This is a genomic window from Aeromonas sp. XH (assembly GCF_033348475.1).
GTDB classification, from domain to species: Bacteria; Pseudomonadota; Gammaproteobacteria; order Enterobacterales; family Aeromonadaceae; genus Aeromonas; species Aeromonas sanarellii.
This window is the reverse complement of the sequence record NZ_CP137630.1, coordinates 2,051,267-2,068,691: the sequence shown is the minus strand read 5'-3', so window position 1 is coordinate 2,068,691 and position 17,425 is coordinate 2,051,267. Positions and strand designations below refer to the sequence as shown.

Here is a 17,425-nt window from a genome sequence, read left to right as displayed (position 1 = left end):
CATAAAAAAACGGGAGCCATGATGGCTCCCGTTGTCATGCTTTCTCCCGGTTACTTGCGACCGAAGGGCCACCAGGACTTGTCGTTGTCCAGAATGTCGACCCGGGTCTGCTGGACGGCGCCCGGCTGGGCCCCTTTCAGCTTCTCGAGGTTCACGCTGAACTGCTCGGTGGGCTCGACAAACCAGTCATCGATGATCAGCACCTTGACCGACTTGCTGCCCCCCTCGCCCGCGGCCCAGCTCACCGACTGGCCGAGCCAGGGCAGGAAGTCCAGCCCCCAGCGCGCCGTGCTCCCCTCAAGGCTCACCCTGGCACGGGCGGGCTTGCTGAGATCGCCGGTGCGCACCAGGGGGATCTCGGCAAACCACTGCCCCTCGTTCACCGTCAGGGTGGGGTGAGCCAGCGCAATGGTGGACGGCGCCAGCTTGTCCTTGATGGTCACCAGGGTCTGGTGCTGATCCCCCAGGGCCGCGCCGTTCGCATCAAACAGCTCCAGGGTGAAGGTCTCGTCCCCCTCGCGCAGGGTGTCGCTCTTCACCGGGATGCTGATGGTCTGGCTGTCGCTCTCGCCCGCCCCCCAGTGCAGGGTGCCGGTGAGGGGTGCCACGTCGTTGGCATCGGCGCTGCCATAGGCAATGCGGTAACCGACGCTGGCTTCCCCATGGCTGCCATCGCTGCGGCTGACGGTCAGGGACAGGGTGTTGCCCTCCTCCACGCTGGCGGCGGCGCTCTCGAGGCTCAACACCCCGGCGGGGGGCAGCGGATACTGGATGGCCACCAGCACGGGATCGTGATCCGAGGCGCTGAAGGGCCCTTCGGATTTCGCCAGCTGGCCGCTGTACTTGCTGCCGTACTCGAAGAAGTTGCTCTCGGCGGAGTTGATATGCCAATCCTCGATGCCGATCACCTTGGCCGCGAGGCTCGGATTGGCCAGGGCGTGATCCAGGTTGCCGAGCTCCCCTTCATAGCTGTAGGAGTAGGTGTCGGTGCCGTGGAAGCGGGTGTTGAGGTTGATGAACCCATACCCCTTGCCCAGGGCGCTGCCGCTCTCCTCGAAGGGCTGGCCCGCCAATGTGGTGAAGGAGGCGCTCATGATCTGGCGCGACTGGGCGGCCGGATCATAGTCGGTCAGCACCCGGATGGGATCCTCCATGCCGTAGGCGTTCATGTCGCCGATAAGCAGCAGATCCCCGCTCACCCCCTTGAGCTGTTCCCCCAGCACCTTGGCGGCGGAGACCCGCAGCGCGTTGCAGTGGCCCTGGCCATCGAGGGGATCGGCGGTGGCGTAGTCGGGGTAATCCTCGAAGCAGGCGGAGCCCTTGGACTTGAGGTGGTTGACCACCAGGGTCAGGGGAGCATCCCCCTTGGGCGAGCTGAAGCGCTGTACCAGCGACTCGCGCATCCCCTGGTTGATGGTCACCGGCTTGCCGCTGGCATCCACCGCCTCGGCCTGCTGCACCGGCAGCGCGATGAGGCTGGCGGCCCCCTCCGGGGTCACCTTGGCGGGCCGGTAGATGAGGCCCACCGTGATGGCGTCGGTGCCGATGGGTTTGCCATCCGGCGAGGCAATCCAGCGGTAGTGATCCGCCTCGTCCGGCTGGGCGGCGTTGAGGGCCCCCACCAGGTTGGCGATGGCGGAGTTGTCGCCGTAGCCGTTGTTCTCGATCTCCATCAGCCCCACCACGTCGGCATTGAGGCGGGTGATGGCGCTGACGATCTTGGTGCGCTGCAGCTCGAACTCCGCCACCGTGAGGGCGCCCCGGTTGCTGCCGGTGGGGTTGGCATCCCCTCCCACGACAGTGGTGAAGAAGTTGAGCACGTTGAAGCTCGCGACCCGCAGATCCCCCGCCTCGGCGAGCTCTGGGGTTTCCACCCGATCCCAGCCGCTGTGATCGATCTGGATTGCGTCGATGCGATTGTTCGCCACCAGCCTGAACAGGTTGTAGGAGTAGCCGAGCGCCCCCTCCAGCCCGTTGAGCCTGTCGCCGATGCGCAGGTAACCGTCCTCGGCGTTGAAGCCGGGGAACCAGGGCAGCACGCCGTCCGGCGCCTTGGCGTCGGTCTCCACCACCAGCTGGTTCTGCTGGTTGCGCAGGGCCCAGTTGCTCGCCTCCTGGCTCATGGCGGCAAATTTCTGGGTCGACTTGATGAGCGGCGCGCCATAGGCCAGCACCAGGTTGTTGCGCTTGCCGTCGTAATCGAAGCTGAAGTTGCGGGTCACCACCAGGCTGGATTCGGGCACCAGCCGCACCTGCATCCCCTCGTGACGCTCCAGCAGCTGGCTCAGGCTCTCCCCCGCCACCGGCAGCAGATCCACCGCCGCCGGCACGGCGCCGGCAGGCTGGGTCACCACCAGTTCGTCGGCACTGAGCTGGGTCTGGTTGAAATACTCCTTCACCTTGCCCGAGACGCACACCTCGGCCCCCGGCACTATGGCAGCGTTGGCCTTGGTGCTGTAGACGAAGAGGCCATCGGAGGTGGCCGGATCGCCGTCCCCCTGCACGTCCTGAATGAAGAAGCCCTTGTAGAGGCCGCTCACCACCTGGGTCACCACGCCGCGGGTGGCATAGGCCTGCTCGGACTCGAACTTGCCGGCCGGCACCAGCGGGCTGCTGTTGCCGGGGCCCTGAATGGCGGGCACGGGCACCAACTGATCCACCGGGCAGACAAAGGCGGGCGGCTGGGTGCCATCGCAGGGACCATCGCCACTGCAACCCAGACCGCTGGCGTCATCCTTGAGAGCAGCCACATATTCGAGCGCCGGATCGAAAGGGGCGGTCGCATCGACCCGGCCCGTGGTGACGGTGGCCTTGCGGCGCAGGGTCATGTCCAGGGTCGAGACGCCGCCCGACACCCAGGCCGTGCCCGGATCCACCCCCACCTGGCCGAAGCTGTCCACAAGCTCGCTGCCGCGATAGAGCACCAGGGCGTCGTCACCGTTGAACACCAGGTTGCCGCTGGTCTGATTAGCCTTGGCCAGGATCTCGCTGCTGGCGGAGGGATTGGCCAGCACCAGGCTGGCCCCCGGCGCCAGGGTGCCCTGCAGCGCCAGGCTGTTGGTGGGGGCCTCGGTGAGGGGTTTGCCGTTGGCATAGAGCGCCAGCCGGTATTGGGAGAGATCGATGACGCTGGAGCCCACATTGCTCAGCTCCACCGCCTTGTTATTGCTGGATCCTTCCAGATATTCGCTGATAAGCAGTTGCGCCTGCGCCTGTCCAGCGAGCGCCAGCCCGACGGCCAGCGCCACGAGAGAATGTCTTCCTGACATGGTCAGTTTCCTTTTTTTATTTGCAGTTCGTGTTATTGGCGCCCCGCGCAAGGCGGGCCGCAGCACCTTGTTGCCGGCGAGATCATGACGATTCGGTGCCATGATCCCGCGGCGGGCCTACTCTGCCCCTTTGACGGCGGAGCCGCTGGGAGCTGGCTAACAATGACAACAAAATGTTGCGTGCAGGTGACGGGCAATACCCGAATGGGCAGTGTCCGTCATCGGTGTGCAGGAAATCGTCGCCACCTCTGGCGGTGCCATGCCAGGGGGACTCGACATCGGGCAGAGCCCAGGGTTGAAAGCGCGAGCGGTGCGGCGGCCAGTACCCTGCTCCACACGCGGCAAGATGGGCACCACGGGCCACCCTTTTTCCATGCAAACAGAGAGAGGGCTTCTATTGGAGCAGGGTGTTGTGCCGCGGTGGCATGGGTTCCAGTAGTGACATAAATAACAAAAGAGGGGATGGCACAAAGGTTTGTTGCTTTTGCGCTCGCGAATGGCAATAGTTCTCACTTTCTTTTTTTGACCGTCTCTATTCCCGAGGTGCTACAAGATGTTTCGTCACCCCCTGGCAAAGTTGCTGCTGCTCAGCCAGCTCGTCCTGGCGAGCTGGATGGCGCAGGCCGCCCCCCCCGTTGAAGTGGAAGATGTGATGGGCCGCAAGGTCTCCCTGAGCCTTCCGGCCAGCCGCATCGTGCTCGGTTTCTATCCCGAGGATTACCTGGCCGTGGCCGGTGAAGGCGGGGCCGAGCGCCTGGTGGGCATGTCCCTGGGCTGGTTCATGAAGTCCCGTCCCGCCATCTGGTCTCTCTACGTGGCCAGCCAGCCACAACTGGCCAAAGTGCCGGACCTTGGCAACGTGCAGGATCAGAGCTTCTCCATCGAGAAGACCCTGGCGGTCAAGCCCGATCTGGTGATCCTGGCGAAGTGGCAATACGAGGCCCTGGCCGCGGACCTGCCACGCCTCGAGCAGGCGGGCATCCCGGTGGTGGTCATCGACTACAACGCCCAGACCCTGGCACAGCACATGGCGAGCACCCTGCTGCTCGGCAAGCTGACCGGCCAGGAGGCCCGTGCCCGGAAGATGGCCGACGAGTACAAGGCCAAGATTGACACCATCACCTCGCGCATCGCCGCCGCGAAGCACAAGCCGCCCCGGGTCTATATCGAGCTGGGTGACAAAGGCCCGGCCGAGTACAGCTACACCTATGGCAAGGACATGTGGGGCGCCATGGCCCTGCTGGCGGGCGGTGAGAACGTGGCCGCCCCCTTCGTCGATCGCTGGGGCCCCATCCACCCGGAACAACTGCTGGCGAGCAAGCCCGAGGTGATCCTGATGGCGGGCTACGAGAGCGTGAGCAGTGCTGTCGCCATGCAGGTGGGCCAGGATGTGTCGGCCGAGACCGTGCGCCAGCGCCTGCAGGGCTTTGCCGCCCGTCCGGGCTGGCGCGAGCTGCCTGCGGTGCAGCAGGGGCGCCTCTATGCGGTCTACCACGGCGCCACCCGCAGCATCATGGATGCCGCCCTGATCGAGTTCATGGCCAAGGCCCTCTATCCGGATCTGTTCCAGGATCTCGATCCCCTGGCCACCTATCAGGCGTTCTACCAGCACTACCTGCCCATCCATCCCCAGGGCACCTTTATGCTGGGCATCAAGCAGGGTGACGCAAGCTAACCCTGGCAATTCGGGCGCGGCCCACCTCGGCCGCGCCCTCTTCAGCAACCCTCTTGGATTGTGTGGGCGCCTCTTGTGGCGCCCGTTTCAGGATTGACATCATGAATGATTTGGCTGCCCTGCAGCAGACCCTCGCCCGGCAGCGGCAACGGGAGCGCCGTCGCTGGCACTGGCTGGCGCTGCTCGCCCTGGTCCTGTGCATTACCCTGGTGCTCGACATCGCCACCGGCCCCTCCCTGCTGGCCCTGCACGACGTGGTCGATGCCCTGCTCTCCCCCGCCCAGGCCGATCCCATGACCCGCACCATAGTCCACGACATGCGCCTGCCCATCGCCCTCATGGCCCTGGTGGTCGGTGCCTCCCTCGGCCTCGGCGGTGTGCAGATGCAGACCCTGCTGGACAACCCCCTCGCCAGTCCCTACACCCTGGGGCTCGCGGCGGCGGCGGGCCTGGGCGCGGCGCTCGCCCTCTACACCGGCGGCCTCGGGCTCTCCCCCCTGGTGGCCATCCCGGCCGGCGCCTTCATTGTGTGCATGTTTGCCGCCTGCCTGCTGTTTGGGCTGGCCATGATGCGCCATGTCAGCAGCCAGACCCTGATCCTGGCGGGCATCGCCCTGCTGTTCCTGTTCCAGTCCCTGCTCTCCCTGCTGCAGTTCCTCTCCTCCCCCGAGCTCAACCAGCAGATCCTGTTCTGGCTGTTTGGCAGCCTGATGCGCACCACTTGGGACTCCCTGATCATCACCGCCGTCGTCACCCTGATCTGCACCCTGCTCATCTACCGGGATGCCTGGGCCCTCACCAGCCTGCGCCTCGGGGAAGCCCGTGCCCGCAGCCTCGGAGTCAACGTCGACAGGCTGCGCATGAAGACCCTGGTGCTGGTCGCCCTGCTCACCGCCACCGCCACCAGCTTCGTCGGCGTGATCGGCTTCGTCGGCCTGGTGGCCCCCCATATCGCCCGCATGCTGGTGGGGGAAGATCAGCGCTTTTTGATCCCCCTCTCCGCCCTGTGCGGGGCCTGCATGCTCTCGGCGGCCTCGGTGCTCTCCAAGTCCATCATTCCGGGAGCCCTCTTCCCCATCGGCATCGTCACCGCGCTCATTGGCGTGCCCTTCTTCATCTGGTTGATCCTCGGCAGGGGGCGTAAACGTGCTTGAAATATCCCGACTCTCCCTCTCCCTCGGCCAGCAGACCCTGCTGCGGGATCTCAGCCTCACTCTGCATCCGGGTCAGGTCCATGTGATCATCGGCCCGAACGGGACCGGCAAGACCTCCTTGATGCGCACCCTCTTCGGCGAGCTGACCCCGGACAGTGGCGACATCCGCCTCGGGGACCAGAGTGCCCGCCAGATGACGCAGGCCAGGTGGCGCCAGCAGTTTGGCTACATGCCCCAGAACATCCAGCTGGAGCTGGATCTCAGCGTCATCGAGGTGGTGGTGCTCGGGCGCCTCGACAGCCTCTCCATGCGCCTCGCGGACGAGGACATACTGGCGGCCGGCCGCGCCCTGCAGGCGCTCGGCATCGCCCATCTGGCGGATCGCCCCCTCTACTCCCTGAGCGGCGGCCAGCGGCAGATGGTGCTCTTCGCCCAGGTGCTGCTGCGCGATCCCCGCATCATGATGCTGGACGAGCCGGTCAGCGCCCTGGACCTGCACCACCAGATGCAGCTGATGGAGCACCTGTGCCAGCAGACCCGGGATCAGCAGTGGATCACCCTGGTGGTGCTGCACGATCTCAACCTGGCCGCCCAGTTTGCCGATCAGCTGATCGTGCTGGCAGGGGGGGAGCTCCAAGCCTTCGGCCCCCCCGCCCGGGTGCTCGACGCGGCCCTCATCGAGCGCCTCTACCAGGTGTCGGTGGAGATAAGCCACGATCAGCGCGGCATCCCCTTCCTCAGAACCCTGCGAAAGACGTCATGACACAGTGCTGCGCCACCCCGACGACCTCCTCCCGACACGATGGCGGGAGGCGACCATGAACGGCGCCTCCTACTGGCGGGACTGGCAGGGCATGAGCCCGGCCGCCCGCCTGCTCATCACCAACGGGCTCGCCTTCAACCTCGGCTTCTACATGATGATGCCCTTCCTCGCCCAGCACATGGGCAGCGGCCTGGGCCTGGCCGGCTGGGCCTGTGGCCTGGTCATGGGGATGCGGGTCTTCAGCCAGCAGGGGCTGTTCCTGTTGGGCGGCACCCTTGGGGATCGCATCGGCTACCATCCCGCCATCGTCTGGGGCTGCCTGGTGCGCTCCATAGGCTTCGTGCTGCTGGGCTGGGCCGAGTCCCTGCCCATACTGCTGCTGGCCGCCGCCCTCACCGGCTTTGCGGGGGCCCTCTTCACCCCCTGCGCCCAGGCCTACCTTGCCAGCGAATGCCACAATCCGAGCCAGCGTCAGCGCGCCTTCGCCCTGCACAATCTGGCCAGCGAGGCGGGCATGCTGCTCGGCCCCCTGGTCGGCCTCACCCTGACCCAGCAGAGCTATACCCTGACGGGGATCCTGGCGGCGAGCCTCTTCGCCCTGCTCGGGGTGCTGCAATACCGGGGGCTGCCCAAACGCCCGGTGAGCAGCCAGAGCCCCCGCGGCGCCATCTTGCGCCAATGGGGGGAGATAGTGCGCCAGCGCCCCTTTATGGGGTTCACCCTGCTGGTGGGCAGCTACCAGATCCTGTTCCACCAGCTCTATCTCGCCCTCCCCGCCCATATCCAGAGCCTGCCGGACGCCACCCACCTGCTCGGCAGCGTCTTCACCCTCTCGGCGGTGATCGGTGTCGTTCTCCAGCTCCCGGCCTCGCGCCTGGTGGAGCGCCGCCTGGGGGTGCCGCTCGCCATGGGGCTGGGGATAGGCATGATGGGCCTGAGCTACCTGGCCCTTCCCCTGCTGGCCCCCTGGCCGACGGCGGGCGTGTTGACGCAGGTGGCCCTGCTATCGCTGGGCTCCATCCTCTGCTTCCCGCTCTTCGCCGCCCAGCTGCCCCGCTACGCGCCCCCAGAGCAGCTCGGCAGCTACTACGGCTTCTATGCCAGCGCCGGGGGCTGCATGGCGCTCTTTGGAAACCTGCTCATCGGTTTTATGCTGGGGGACGCGGGCAGCCGCCCCGCCAACGCCATCTGGTGGCTGCTGGCCCTCGCCGGCCTGCTGGCTGGGGTTGGCCTCTATACCCAGTTGCGCAAGGATGGCCAGGTTCAGCCGGCCACCCATCAATAAACAGGGCGGCCAAGGCCGCCCGGTTTTATTCCCTTTCCTCCACTCTCCACTCGCCACTCTCTGCCTTATCCGGCTAACCAGAACCTGTTTCAAGACCTTGCCAGATAAGCGAGCAAGCTCGGCTGTGCTCGATGAGCAAAGCAACATCGGACATTCGCGATGGCGATAAAAAGGACGCCATCAGGCGTCCTTGAAGGTGAAGAGCGAACCGGGTCAACTCCCCAGATGCAGCGCCAACCAGACCGCCAGCGGGATCACCACCACCGAGAGCGCATTGCCGCCCAGCACTATGCTGGCCACCTTGTCGGGCTGGCACTGGTACTGCTCGCACAGGATGTAATTCAATACCGCCGGGGGCAGTGCCACCGAGAGTGTCAGCAGCGGGATCCAGGCAGGCTCCAGGGGCAGCAGCCAGACGGCGAGCCCAAGGGAGAGGCCCCCCGCCAGCAGATAGAGCAGGTTGCACTTGAGCGCGAGCCCCAGATGACCCAGCTCCCCTTCCATCAGCCGAACCCCCAAGGCAAACAGCATCAGGGGCACAGCTATCTGACCGAGCAGGGCGGCGCTGGTCACCAGGTATTCCGGCAGCGGGATATGCAGGTTGGCCACCAGCAGCCCGGCGAAGGCGGCCCAGAGCACCGGGCTTCTCAGCCAGCCCCAGCGGGAGCTGCTGGCCGAGAGGATAAACATGCCCACCGAGAAGTGGAGCAGGTTGGAGAGCACGAACAGGATGACGATGGCGCCGAGCTGCTGCTCGCCAAAGGCGAGCACCATCAGCGGAATGCCGAGGTTGCCCGTGTTGCGAAACATGGCGGGCAGGATCAGGGCTGCCAGCGCTATCTCCTTGAGCCTGAGCAGGGCGAGCAGCAGGCCGGGGAGCAAAATCACCAGGGCGCCGGCCGCGATCAGCGGCAGGTGCGCCGCCAGATCCAGCGGGTATTTCACCAGGGCCGAGAAGACCAGCGCCGGGGTAAAGAGCTCGATATTGGCCCGGTTGATGTAACCCAGGTCGCCACCCGGTCGCAGCCGCCCATAGAGGGCGCCGAGGCCCGCCACCGCAAACACCGGGATGACGATATTGAGCAGGGCACTGAACATGGGGGCTCCCGATCAGAGTTCGCGGGCCGGACGTCCCATCAACACCACGGGATCCAGGGTGACCTCCTGGCTGCCGTTGCTGACCCAGAGCTGGCCGTCGGAGATGGTGCAGGTGAGCTGCATGGTGCGCTCCACCATGGCCGCCAGGGGCAGGGTCTGGCTGTCGGAGAGCTCGATGACGCTCAGGTTGTCGTGCAGACCGAGCTTGCCCTGGTTCTGCTTCCACCAGACGCTGGTGCCGCGGCCGCCGTAGAGGTAGAGCACCACCTGGCGGGAGCGGTTGCACGCCTTCTTGAGGCGCTTCTCGTCCGGCTGGCCCAGCTCAATCCAGAGTTCAATCTCGTCGGAGTAGTTCTTGCGCCAGAGCTCGGGTTCGTCGTCGGCAGAGAGCCCCTTGGTGAACTCCAACCGCTCGGCGGCATGCCAGGCGAAGGCCGCGAGGCGGATCATCATGCGCTCGTCGGTCTCGGAGGGGTGACGGGCCAGGGTGAGGGAGAAGTCCTGATAGAGATTGCGATCCATGTCAGACAAGCTGATCTGGGCCTTGAAGATGGTTGCCTTGAGCGCCATAGAAGTCGTGAACACCTGATAAAAGAGAAAGGGGCGGACATGCCGGGCGTCAGTGTAATCAAAATGGCCGCCGGGTTCGACCGTCTTGCGCTCCCTTTACCCTATCAGGGGCGGGATAAGTGCTTCAGGAGACACAAAAAACAAATGCCAGTCGTGAGACTGGCATTTGGCGGCATGAACGAGAGTGACTCACTTCTCGGCGGACTTGACCCCGAAGGCATTGAGCAGCAGGCAGCAGGTGACTGCCACGGCCACGAAGCCACTCAGAAAGATAAAGGGCATGGCCCCGTATCCCAATATGTTCCAGATGGTTTGTTCGAGCAGACTCATAGTGTGTCCTTCATCCAGTGAAATGGGTGTCCCTTTCGCGACGGGGTGGTCCCCGCTCCTGATAAGGCTATTTGACCTCAACCCGCGCCTGAGTCCTATGCCACCAAAGTAATAAATGGGGCACCAGTTTGCGCCAGATCAATAATTTAGCCCCTTGTCACCCCGTTTTCCGCTCCCCGGGGCCCCTGGCTTGGACAAAACAGGCGGGGCGACCCAGGGCCGCCCCGCCTGTTTGTCACGCAGACGCCTCAGCCGTAGAAGCGCTGCTGCTCCGCCGCCATCGCCTTGAGCCGCGCACAGGGGGCAAAGCGGTCGCCAAAGCGCTTCTGATGGTGCTCGAGGCGCCCCACCAGATAGTCGATGCCGAGGCTGTCCATGTAGCGGAAGGGGCCGCCCAGGAACGGCGGGAAGCCGATGCCGAAGATGGCGCCGATGTCGCCGTCCCGGGCCGAGGCCACCACGCCGCTGTCGAGCGCCATGGCCGCCTCGTTGAGCATCAGCAGCACGCAGCGCTCGGCGATCTCCTGCCTGGCCAGCCTGGCCTGGGGCTTGACGCCGAGCACGTCGTAGACGCTCGCGTCCACCGTCTTCTTGCCCTCCTTGCCGGTGAGCCGGTTGCGCGGCGCCGCCTTGCCATAGAGGTAGAAGCCCTTGCCGTTCTTGCGCCCCTTGCGATCGTCTTCCAGCAGCTTGTCAAACGCCTTGGGGGCCTGGAACTGCTCACCACCCAGCTCCTTTTCGAGGATGGGGGAGATCTTGGCCCCCACGTCGATCCCCACCTCGTCCAGCAGGGTGATGGGGCCCACCGGGAAGCCGAAGTCGAGCAGGGCGCCGTCCAGCACCTCCACCGGCTCCCCTTCCAGCACCAGGCGGGCCGCCTCGTTCATGTAGGGGGCCAGGATGCGGTTGACGTAGAAACCCGCCTCGTCCTTCACGACGATGGGGGTCTTGCCCTGGGCCCGGGCGAACGCCAGGGTGGTGGCCACCGTCTCGGCGCTGGTACCCGCGTGGGGAATGATCTCGGCGAGCGGCATCTTGTCCACCGGGCTGAAGTAGTGCAGCCCCACCACCCGCTCCGGATGCGTCGCCGCCGAGGCGATCTGGTGGATGGGCAGGGAGGAGGTGTTGGAGGCAAACACCGTGTGCTCAGCGCACTCGCGCTCCACGTCCTGCACCATCCGGTGCTTGAGATCGATATCCTCGAACACCGCCTCCACCACCATGTCGACCCGGTGGAAGCCGGAGTAGTCCAGGGTGCCGGTGAGCAGGCTCATCTGTTTCTCCAGTTCGCTGCGCAGCAGTTGGCGACGCTTGAGCTTCCTCGCGAGGATGTCGTAGCTGTAGCGCATGGCGTTGCCGATGCCGGCGCTCGCCACATCCTTGATCCGCACCGGCACCCTCGCCTTGGTGGCGGTGACGAAGGCGATGCCGCCCCCCATCAGGCCGCCCCCCAGCACGGCGGCATGGGCCACCTTGCGGGGCTCGGCCCCCTGATAGCTCACCTCTTTCTTCATCTCTGTGGTGGCGAAGAAAATAGAGCGCAGGGCGGCGGATTCCGGCGTCATCACCAGCTCGCCGAAGTGGCGGGCCTCGGCCAGCAGGCCGGCCTGCATCCCCTCCTCCACGCCGATGCGCACCACCTCGATGATGCGCTCCGGCGCCGGGTAGTTGCCCCGGGTCTTCGCCTTCACCCCCTTGCGGGCCTGATCGAACAGCACCTTGCGCCCGAGCGCGTTGGTCTCCAGCACCTTGCCCTGCAGATCCCGCTTCAGGCGGTGGCGCGGCTTGCCCTTCTTGGCGAGCTTGATGGCGGCTTCCAGCAAAATGGAGGTGGGCACCATGTCATCCACCAGCCCGAGTTTCTTGGCCTGCTTGGCCCGCACCTGCTTGCCGGTCAGCATCAGATCCAGCGCCTTGGCCACCCCGATGAGGCGCGGCAGACGCTGGGTGCCGCCGGAGCCCGGCAGCAGGCCGAGCTGTACTTCCGGCAGCCCCAGCACGGTCTTAGCGTGATCGGTCACCACCCGGCCATGGCAGGCGAGCGCCAGCTCCAGCCCGCCGCCGAGGCAGGGGCCGTGGATGGCGGCGATCACCGGTATGCCCAGGGATTCGATCTCGGCGAACACTTCCTGCCCGGCTTTCGACAGCGCCTCGGCGTCCTGGGCGCTGGTGCAGGCTGCCAGCATGGCGATGTCGGCCCCCGCGATGAAGGAGTCCTTCTTGCCGGAGACGATCACCAGGCCGATCAGATCCCCGTTCCCCCGCACCTCGGCCAGCAGGTGGCGGATCTCGTCCGCAAAGGAGGCCTTCAGGGTGTTCATGCTCTCGCCCGGCACATCCATGGTGAGGATGCCGATGCCGTCTTTGCGAATTTCCAGGGAAAAAGTCTTCTCGCTCATCATTCCACCTCCAGCACCATGGCCACACCCAGCCCGCCCGCCGCACAGGCGGTATTGAGCCCCAGTCCCCCGCCCCGACGCCGCAGCTCGTGCAGGGTCTGGGTGATCATGCGCGCCCCGGTGGCGGCAAAGGGGTGTCCGTAGGCCAAAGAGCCGCCGAGCACGTTGAATTTGTCCATGTCCACCTCGCCGATGGCCTGATCCCGGCCCAGCTTGTCACGGGCGAATTCTCTGCTTGCAAACATCTTGAGGTTCGCCAGGGTCTGGGCGGCGAAGGCCTCGTGCATGTCGATGAGGGTCAGATCCCCAAGGGTGATGCCGGCGCGGTCCAGCGCCTGCGGCGTGGCATAGGAGGGGCCCATCAGCATGTCCTGCCACACGTCGATGGCGGAGAACGCGAAGCTGCGGATGTAGCCCAGCGGCTCCAGACCGAGCTCGCGGGCACGCCCTTCACGCATCATCAGCACGGCGGCGGCGCCGTCGGTGAGCGGAGTGGCGTTGGCGGCAGTCACCGAGCCGTGGGCCCGGTCAAACACCGGCTTGAGCTTGGCGTAGCTCGCCAGATCCGAGCCTTCGCGGATGTTGTTGTCCCGCTCCAGCGGCGACTTGTAGGGGGGCACGTGTGCGGTGAACACTTCGCCACTCAATTTTCCCTGCGCCCAGGCCTCGGCCGCCAGGGTGTGGGAGCGGTGGGCCAGCGCATCTTGCGCCTCGCGGCTGATCTGATGGGTCTTGGCCATCTGCTCGGCGGTCTGCCCCATGGAGAGACCGGTGGAGTACTCGGCCACGGCAGGGGGCACCGGCAGCAGGTCCTTCAGGCGCAAGCGGCGCAGGATGTTGAAACGCTGCTGAAGGTTGCGCGCCTTGTTGAGATCCACTAGGGCGCGGGCCAGAGACTTGCTGACCCCGATGGGCAGCACGGAAGAGGAGTCGGCACCGCCGGCGATGGCGATGTCCACCGTGCCGGCCATGATGGACTCGGTGACGTTGGCCACCGCCTGGAAACTGGTGGCGCAGGCGCGCGACACGCTATAGGCATCGGTGCTGACGCTCATGCCGGTGCCGAGCACGATCTCGCGAGCGATGTTCGGCGCTTCCGGCATCTGCACCACCTGGCCGAACACCAGCTGGTCGATGAGCATGGGATCGAGATCGGTGCGAGCGAGCATCTCGCTCACCACCAGTTTGCCGAGATCCACCGCAGGCACGCCGTGAAAAGCGGTGGCCTGCTTGGCAAAGGGGGTGCGCAGACCCGCCACGACGGCTATCCGTTCGCCCTGGCGAGTCGTCAGTTTCAATGGCTGTTTCATCCTGGCTCCTTGGGTTGAAAAGGCAGAGGTCAGACCTCATTGCGCCACATCTTAACAATCCACTCACAACTTTCATACAGCTGATTGAAACTAAATTGTCCCCATCTTGCCACCCTCCCTCGCCCTTGCGAGCCAACTGGGGTATAAAAAGATCAACTTCCATAAAAACAACGGGTTTATCGCATGGCAGCGGCCGAGTTCAGAGCACTTGGAGACCATCTGGGCAGCCAGATCCTGGGACAGGGGCCCCTCATCGAGGGGCTCTTGATCGCCCTGTTATGTGAAGGACATGTGCTGATCGAGGGGGCGCCTGGCCTCGCCAAGACCCGGGCGGTCAAGGCGCTGGCCGGGGCGGTGGAGGGTCGCTTCGCCCGCATCCAGTTCACCCCGGATCTGCTCCCTGCCGACCTCACTGGCAGCGAGGTATTCCATCCCCAGGATGCGAGCTTCGTGTTTCAACCCGGCCCCCTCTTCAACCACCTGGTGCTGGCAGACGAGATCAACCGGGCCCCGGCCAAGGTGCAGTCCGCACTGCTGGAGGCCATGGCCGAGCACCAGATCACCGTGGGCAAGAAGAGCTGGCGCCTGCCGCCGCTCTTTATGGTGGCCGCCACCCAGAACCCCATAGAACAAGAGGGCACCTACCCCCTGCCGGAGGCCCAGCTCGACCGCTTCCTGCTCAAGCTGCTGGTGGACTACCCCAGCCCCGCCATGGAGCTCGCCATCCTCCAGCTCAACGCCCGGGGCGACGCCCTGCCGCCACCGCCATTGACCCTGAGCCAGGCCGATCTGCTCTCGGCCCGCACCGCGGTGCAGGTCGTGCAGATGCAGGGGCGCCTCGAGCACTACCTGGTGCAGCTGGTCTGCGCCACCCGCCCAGGCAGCGGCCTGTGCCCCGAGCTCGAACCCCTTGTCGCTGTGGGAGCCAGCCCCAGGGCCAGCATCGGATTGGCCCGCGCCGCCCGCGCCCGCGCCTGGCTGGCGGGGCGCGACTTCGTGCTGCCCGAGGACATCCAGCAGCTGGCCCCCGCCGTGCTGCGCCACCGCCTCATCCCCAGCTACCAGGCCCTGGCGGACAACCTGGACAACGAGGCGCTGATCGCCCTGCTGCTGGATGCCGTTCCATGCCCCTGAGCCTTCGTCAGCCCATGGTCTCCTCGCCCCCGAGGCCCCGGCAGTCATGACCCGCGCCGCCGAGCCCCGGGATCACCCCGACATCGCCCTCACCCTCGACCGCCTGCTGGCGGTGCGGCTCTGGGCGCGACAGGGCGAGCGGGCCCGCATTCACCAGGCGCGTCAGGGACGCGTCAGGCGCCAACCTGGCCTGAGCTTTCGCGAGCTGCGCCTCTATCAGGCCGGAGACGAGGTGCGCCACATCGACTGGCGGGTCACCGCCCGCCTCGGCCGCCCCCACACCCGCCTCTACGGGGAGGAGCAGGAGCAGGCCCACTGGCTGCTGCTGGATCTCTCGCCGGCCATGTACTTCGGCTCCCGCGCCCAGCTCAAGGCCCGCCTCGGCTGCGAGCTCGCGGCCGCCCTGCTCTGGCAGGGGGAGAAGCAGGCCAACACCCTGATCTGTCACGGCATGGACACCCGTCCCCTGCACCAGCGCGGCCCCCTCATCCCCTTGCTGGAGGCGCTCTGCCACCACTACGAGGCGGGGCTGGATCGCGCCCCCCAGCCCCAACTCCTGGCCCAGACCCTGGCGCGGCTCACCCTGCCCCATGGCGCCAGGCTGACCCTGATAAGCCACCACCAGGCGCCGGACAAGGCGCTGTGCCAGCAGTTGCAGCGCCTTCGCCTGCGCCACGACATCCACTACTGGCAGATCCGGGACCCCCTGGAGGCGGCCCTGCCCGATCAGGGGCAACTAGCGGTGCAATCGGGCAGGCGCAGCGGCTGGCTCGATGGGGGGCAACCCCGCTTTCGCGCACGCTACCAGGCAGCGGCCGACGAACAGGCGGCGGCCAGCCAGCAGCAACTGCTCCCCCTGGTGACACGCCTCTACCGCCTCGACAACGGCGCATCGCTGCAACGCCAGTGGCAGGAGGGTGGATGCCGTCTGTTCTGAACGCCGCCCCCGGGAGCGGGCCGACTTCCCCGCCGACCCCCTTGCAGGGGATCCAGGCCCAGCTTCGCGACATCCATCCGGGGCCGCCCCTCGAGACCGAGCCCGATCCCCGCCTGCCTGCCCTGGGGTGGCTGCTGATCGCGGCCATCGCCGCCTGGCTGATCTGGGCCACGGTGCTCACCCTGTGGCGCCAGCGCCGCTGGGCGCGCCAGATCGAGTGGCAGGCCGACGATCTCGTGCCCAGGCTGCACGAGACGCTGCGGGAGGCGGCCATGGCCCGCTGGCCCGAGGCGGCCTCCCTGCAGGGAGAGGACTGGCTCGCCTGGCTCGACGAGAAGGGCGGCGGCGATTTTGGCCAGTTTGCCTCCCAGTGGCCCCGCTGGCTCTATGGCTCACAGAGGCCCAACGAGGGACAGCGGGAAAGGCTGCGCCGCGCCTACCTCAGCTGGGGGCGCCGCTGCGTCAGCAGGCCGAGGCTGCCGTCACTGAGGCGGGACGCAGGACGCGCCCGGAGGGTGCCATGATCCTCGCCTGGCCCTGGTTCGCTCTCGCCCTGGTCCTGCCGCTGCTGGTGCGCTTCGGCCTGCCGCCCCTGGCAGGGGGCGGCCGCGCCAGGCTCTCCCACATCGGTTTTCCCCTGCTCCAGCCCCAGGCGGGGCAGCCGTTCTGGCGCATGGCGCTCTGCTGGTGCGCCCTGGTGCTGGCCCTGTGCCGCCCCCAGTGGCAGGAGGCCCCCGTCATCCACTACCAGGGCAGCCGGGATCTCATCCTGGCGGTGGATCTCTCCGACAGCATGCGCACCCAGGACATGCTGGACGAGGGGGAGCAGAAAGACAGGCTGGCCGCGGTGCGCCAGCAGATCGACGGGCTCATCGCCGCGCGCCCCGGCGATCGCATCGCCCTCATCGTCTTCGCCGATCACGCCTATCTGCTCTCCCCCCTGACCCAGGAGACCGGGGCCCTGCTCGCCCTCACCCGCGAGCTCGACTTCGATCTGGCAGGGCGCACCACGGCCCTCGGCGAAGCCCTGCTGCTGGCCCGCCAGCACGCCGACCCCACCCGCCCCACCGCCCTGCTGCTGGTGACGGACGGGCGCAACACCTCGGGTAACGCGGATCCCCTGACCGAGGCCAGACTGGCCGCAGCCGCCGGCATCCGCCTCTATACCCTGGGGGTGGGCGCCGATCCCGACACCTTTGCCGCTCCCGCAGGGGACGCCGATCCCAGCACCGAGCTGGATGAAGCCCTGCTGCAGCAGCTGGCCCGGCTGGGGCAGGGCCGCTATTTTCGCGCCCGCAACCAGGGGGAGCTGACCGCCATCAACCAGGCCCTCGACGCCCTGGAGCCCGCCGCCCGTCCCCAGACCCTCTATCGACCCCGCCAGGAGCTCTACCCCTGGCCACTGGCCCTGGCCTGGCTGCTGCTGGCTTGGCCCGCCCGCTGGCCGGGGCGTCTGCGTCCGACAGGGGAGTGGCCCCATGGGTGATCATTCCCCCCGGAG

14 protein-coding genes are annotated in these 17,425 nt (G+C 66.6%); 8 read left to right on the top strand and 6 right to left on the bottom strand.

Features of this window, described 5'->3' with window-relative positions; genetic code table 11:
- Positions 1 to 50: 50 nt before the first annotated feature.
- Positions 51 to 3,269: an ExeM/NucH family extracellular endonuclease gene (locus R2B70_RS09685; RefSeq protein WP_318163265.1), complete on the bottom strand. Its 3,219-nt coding sequence runs from the start codon at positions 3,267 to 3,269 to the stop codon at positions 51 to 53.
- A 553-nt stretch (positions 3,270 to 3,822) separates the two neighbouring features.
- On the opposite strand from R2B70_RS09685, the gene R2B70_RS09680 reads away from it, so the two are divergent.
- The 4 genes from R2B70_RS09680 (at position 3,823) to R2B70_RS09665 (ending at position 8,146) form a co-directional block, all read left to right on the top strand.
- Positions 3,823 to 4,944: an ABC transporter substrate-binding protein gene (locus tag R2B70_RS09680; RefSeq protein WP_318163264.1), complete on the top strand. Its 1,122-nt coding sequence runs from the start codon at positions 3,823 to 3,825 to the stop codon at positions 4,942 to 4,944.
- A 101-nt stretch (positions 4,945 to 5,045) separates the two neighbouring features.
- Positions 5,046 to 6,098, top strand: a complete 1,053-nt coding sequence (locus tag R2B70_RS09675) for an iron ABC transporter permease (protein ID WP_318163263.1) — start codon at positions 5,046 to 5,048, stop codon at positions 6,096 to 6,098.
- Positions 6,091 to 6,861, top strand: coding sequence for an ABC transporter ATP-binding protein (locus tag R2B70_RS09670; protein WP_318163262.1), 771 nt, complete (start codon positions 6,091 to 6,093; stop codon positions 6,859 to 6,861). Before R2B70_RS09675 ends, R2B70_RS09670 begins: the two co-directional genes overlap by 8 nt.
- A gap of 55 nt (positions 6,862 to 6,916) precedes the next feature.
- A complete protein-coding gene (locus tag R2B70_RS09665) occupies positions 6,917 to 8,146 on the top strand; it encodes an MFS transporter (RefSeq protein ID WP_318163261.1) in 1,230 nt (409 codons plus the stop codon).
- 213 nt (positions 8,147 to 8,359) lie between these two features.
- Here the strand turns inward: R2B70_RS09665 and R2B70_RS09660 are convergent, their stop codons facing one another.
- The 5 genes from R2B70_RS09660 to fadI all read right to left on the bottom strand — a co-directional run bounded on the left by R2B70_RS09660 (position 8,360) and on the right by fadI (position 13,853).
- Positions 8,360 to 9,244, bottom strand: a complete 885-nt coding sequence (locus R2B70_RS09660; RefSeq protein WP_318163260.1) for an AEC family transporter — start codon at positions 9,242 to 9,244, stop codon at positions 8,360 to 8,362.
- A 12-nt stretch (positions 9,245 to 9,256) separates the two neighbouring features.
- Positions 9,257 to 9,814 (bottom strand): YaeQ family protein, encoded by a 558-nt coding sequence (locus tag R2B70_RS09655; RefSeq protein ID WP_052815038.1) that lies wholly within the window; start codon positions 9,812 to 9,814, stop codon positions 9,257 to 9,259.
- Positions 9,815 to 10,003: 189 nt separating this feature from the next.
- The gene (locus R2B70_RS09650) at positions 10,004 to 10,144 is read right to left on the bottom strand and encodes a TIGR02808 family protein (protein WP_005325161.1); all 141 of its coding nucleotides are present in this window, start codon (positions 10,142 to 10,144) and stop codon (positions 10,004 to 10,006) included.
- 248 nt (positions 10,145 to 10,392) lie between these two features.
- Positions 10,393 to 12,543 (bottom strand): fatty acid oxidation complex subunit alpha FadJ, encoded by a 2,151-nt coding sequence (gene fadJ, locus R2B70_RS09645; protein ID WP_318163338.1) that lies wholly within the window; start codon positions 12,541 to 12,543, stop codon positions 10,393 to 10,395.
- The gene (fadI, locus tag R2B70_RS09640) at positions 12,543 to 13,853 is read right to left on the bottom strand and encodes an acetyl-CoA C-acyltransferase FadI (protein ID WP_318163259.1); all 1,311 of its coding nucleotides are present in this window, start codon (positions 13,851 to 13,853) and stop codon (positions 12,543 to 12,545) included. Before fadI ends, fadJ begins: the two co-directional genes overlap by 1 nt.
- 183 nt (positions 13,854 to 14,036) lie before the next feature.
- Here fadI and R2B70_RS09635 point away from each other — a divergent pair, with 183 nt between their 5' ends.
- The 4 genes from R2B70_RS09635 to R2B70_RS09620 are packed head-to-tail and all read left to right on the top strand — an operon-like array spanning position 14,037 to position 17,410.
- Positions 14,037 to 14,987, top strand: a complete 951-nt coding sequence (locus R2B70_RS09635) for an AAA family ATPase (RefSeq protein ID WP_209792204.1) — start codon at positions 14,037 to 14,039, stop codon at positions 14,985 to 14,987.
- A 46-nt stretch (positions 14,988 to 15,033) separates the two neighbouring features.
- Complete coding sequence (locus R2B70_RS09630) at positions 15,034 to 15,924, top strand: DUF58 domain-containing protein (protein ID WP_318163258.1); 891 nt, start codon at positions 15,034 to 15,036, stop codon at positions 15,922 to 15,924.
- Complete coding sequence (locus R2B70_RS09625; protein ID WP_318163257.1) at positions 15,909 to 16,448, top strand: DUF4381 domain-containing protein; 540 nt, start codon at positions 15,909 to 15,911, stop codon at positions 16,446 to 16,448. Before R2B70_RS09630 ends, R2B70_RS09625 begins: the two co-directional genes overlap by 16 nt.
- Positions 16,445 to 17,410: a VWA domain-containing protein gene (locus R2B70_RS09620; RefSeq protein ID WP_318163256.1), complete on the top strand. Its 966-nt coding sequence runs from the start codon at positions 16,445 to 16,447 to the stop codon at positions 17,408 to 17,410. The genes R2B70_RS09625 and R2B70_RS09620 overlap by 4 nt, the downstream gene beginning before the upstream one ends.
- The last annotated feature ends 15 nt before the right edge of the window (positions 17,411 to 17,425 follow it).

Coding starts and splice junctions, on each gene's coding strand:
- R2B70_RS09620 (WP_318163256.1), top strand. CDS start 16,445: ATGATCCTCGCCTGGCCCTGGTTCGCTCTCGCCCTGGTCCTGCCGCTG.
- R2B70_RS09685 (WP_318163265.1), bottom strand. CDS start 3,269: ATGTCAGGAAGACATTCTCTCGTGGCGCTGGCCGTCGGGCTGGCGCTC.
- R2B70_RS09650 (WP_005325161.1), bottom strand. CDS start 10,144: ATGAGTCTGCTCGAACAAACCATCTGGAACATATTGGGATACGGGGCC.
- R2B70_RS09630 (WP_318163258.1), top strand. CDS start 15,034: ATGACCCGCGCCGCCGAGCCCCGGGATCACCCCGACATCGCCCTCACC.
- R2B70_RS09665 (WP_318163261.1), top strand. CDS start 6,917: ATGAACGGCGCCTCCTACTGGCGGGACTGGCAGGGCATGAGCCCGGCC.
- R2B70_RS09625 (WP_318163257.1), top strand. CDS start 15,909: ATGCCGTCTGTTCTGAACGCCGCCCCCGGGAGCGGGCCGACTTCCCCG.
- R2B70_RS09635 (WP_209792204.1), top strand. CDS start 14,037: ATGGCAGCGGCCGAGTTCAGAGCACTTGGAGACCATCTGGGCAGCCAG.
- fadJ (WP_318163338.1), bottom strand. CDS start 12,543: ATGAGCGAGAAGACTTTTTCCCTGGAAATTCGCAAAGACGGCATCGGC.
- fadI (WP_318163259.1), bottom strand. CDS start 13,853: ATGAAACAGCCATTGAAACTGACGACTCGCCAGGGCGAACGGATAGCC.
- R2B70_RS09660 (WP_318163260.1), bottom strand. CDS start 9,244: ATGTTCAGTGCCCTGCTCAATATCGTCATCCCGGTGTTTGCGGTGGCG.
- R2B70_RS09680 (WP_318163264.1), top strand. CDS start 3,823: ATGTTTCGTCACCCCCTGGCAAAGTTGCTGCTGCTCAGCCAGCTCGTC.
- R2B70_RS09655 (WP_052815038.1), bottom strand. CDS start 9,814: ATGGCGCTCAAGGCAACCATCTTCAAGGCCCAGATCAGCTTGTCTGAC.
- R2B70_RS09675 (WP_318163263.1), top strand. CDS start 5,046: ATGAATGATTTGGCTGCCCTGCAGCAGACCCTCGCCCGGCAGCGGCAA.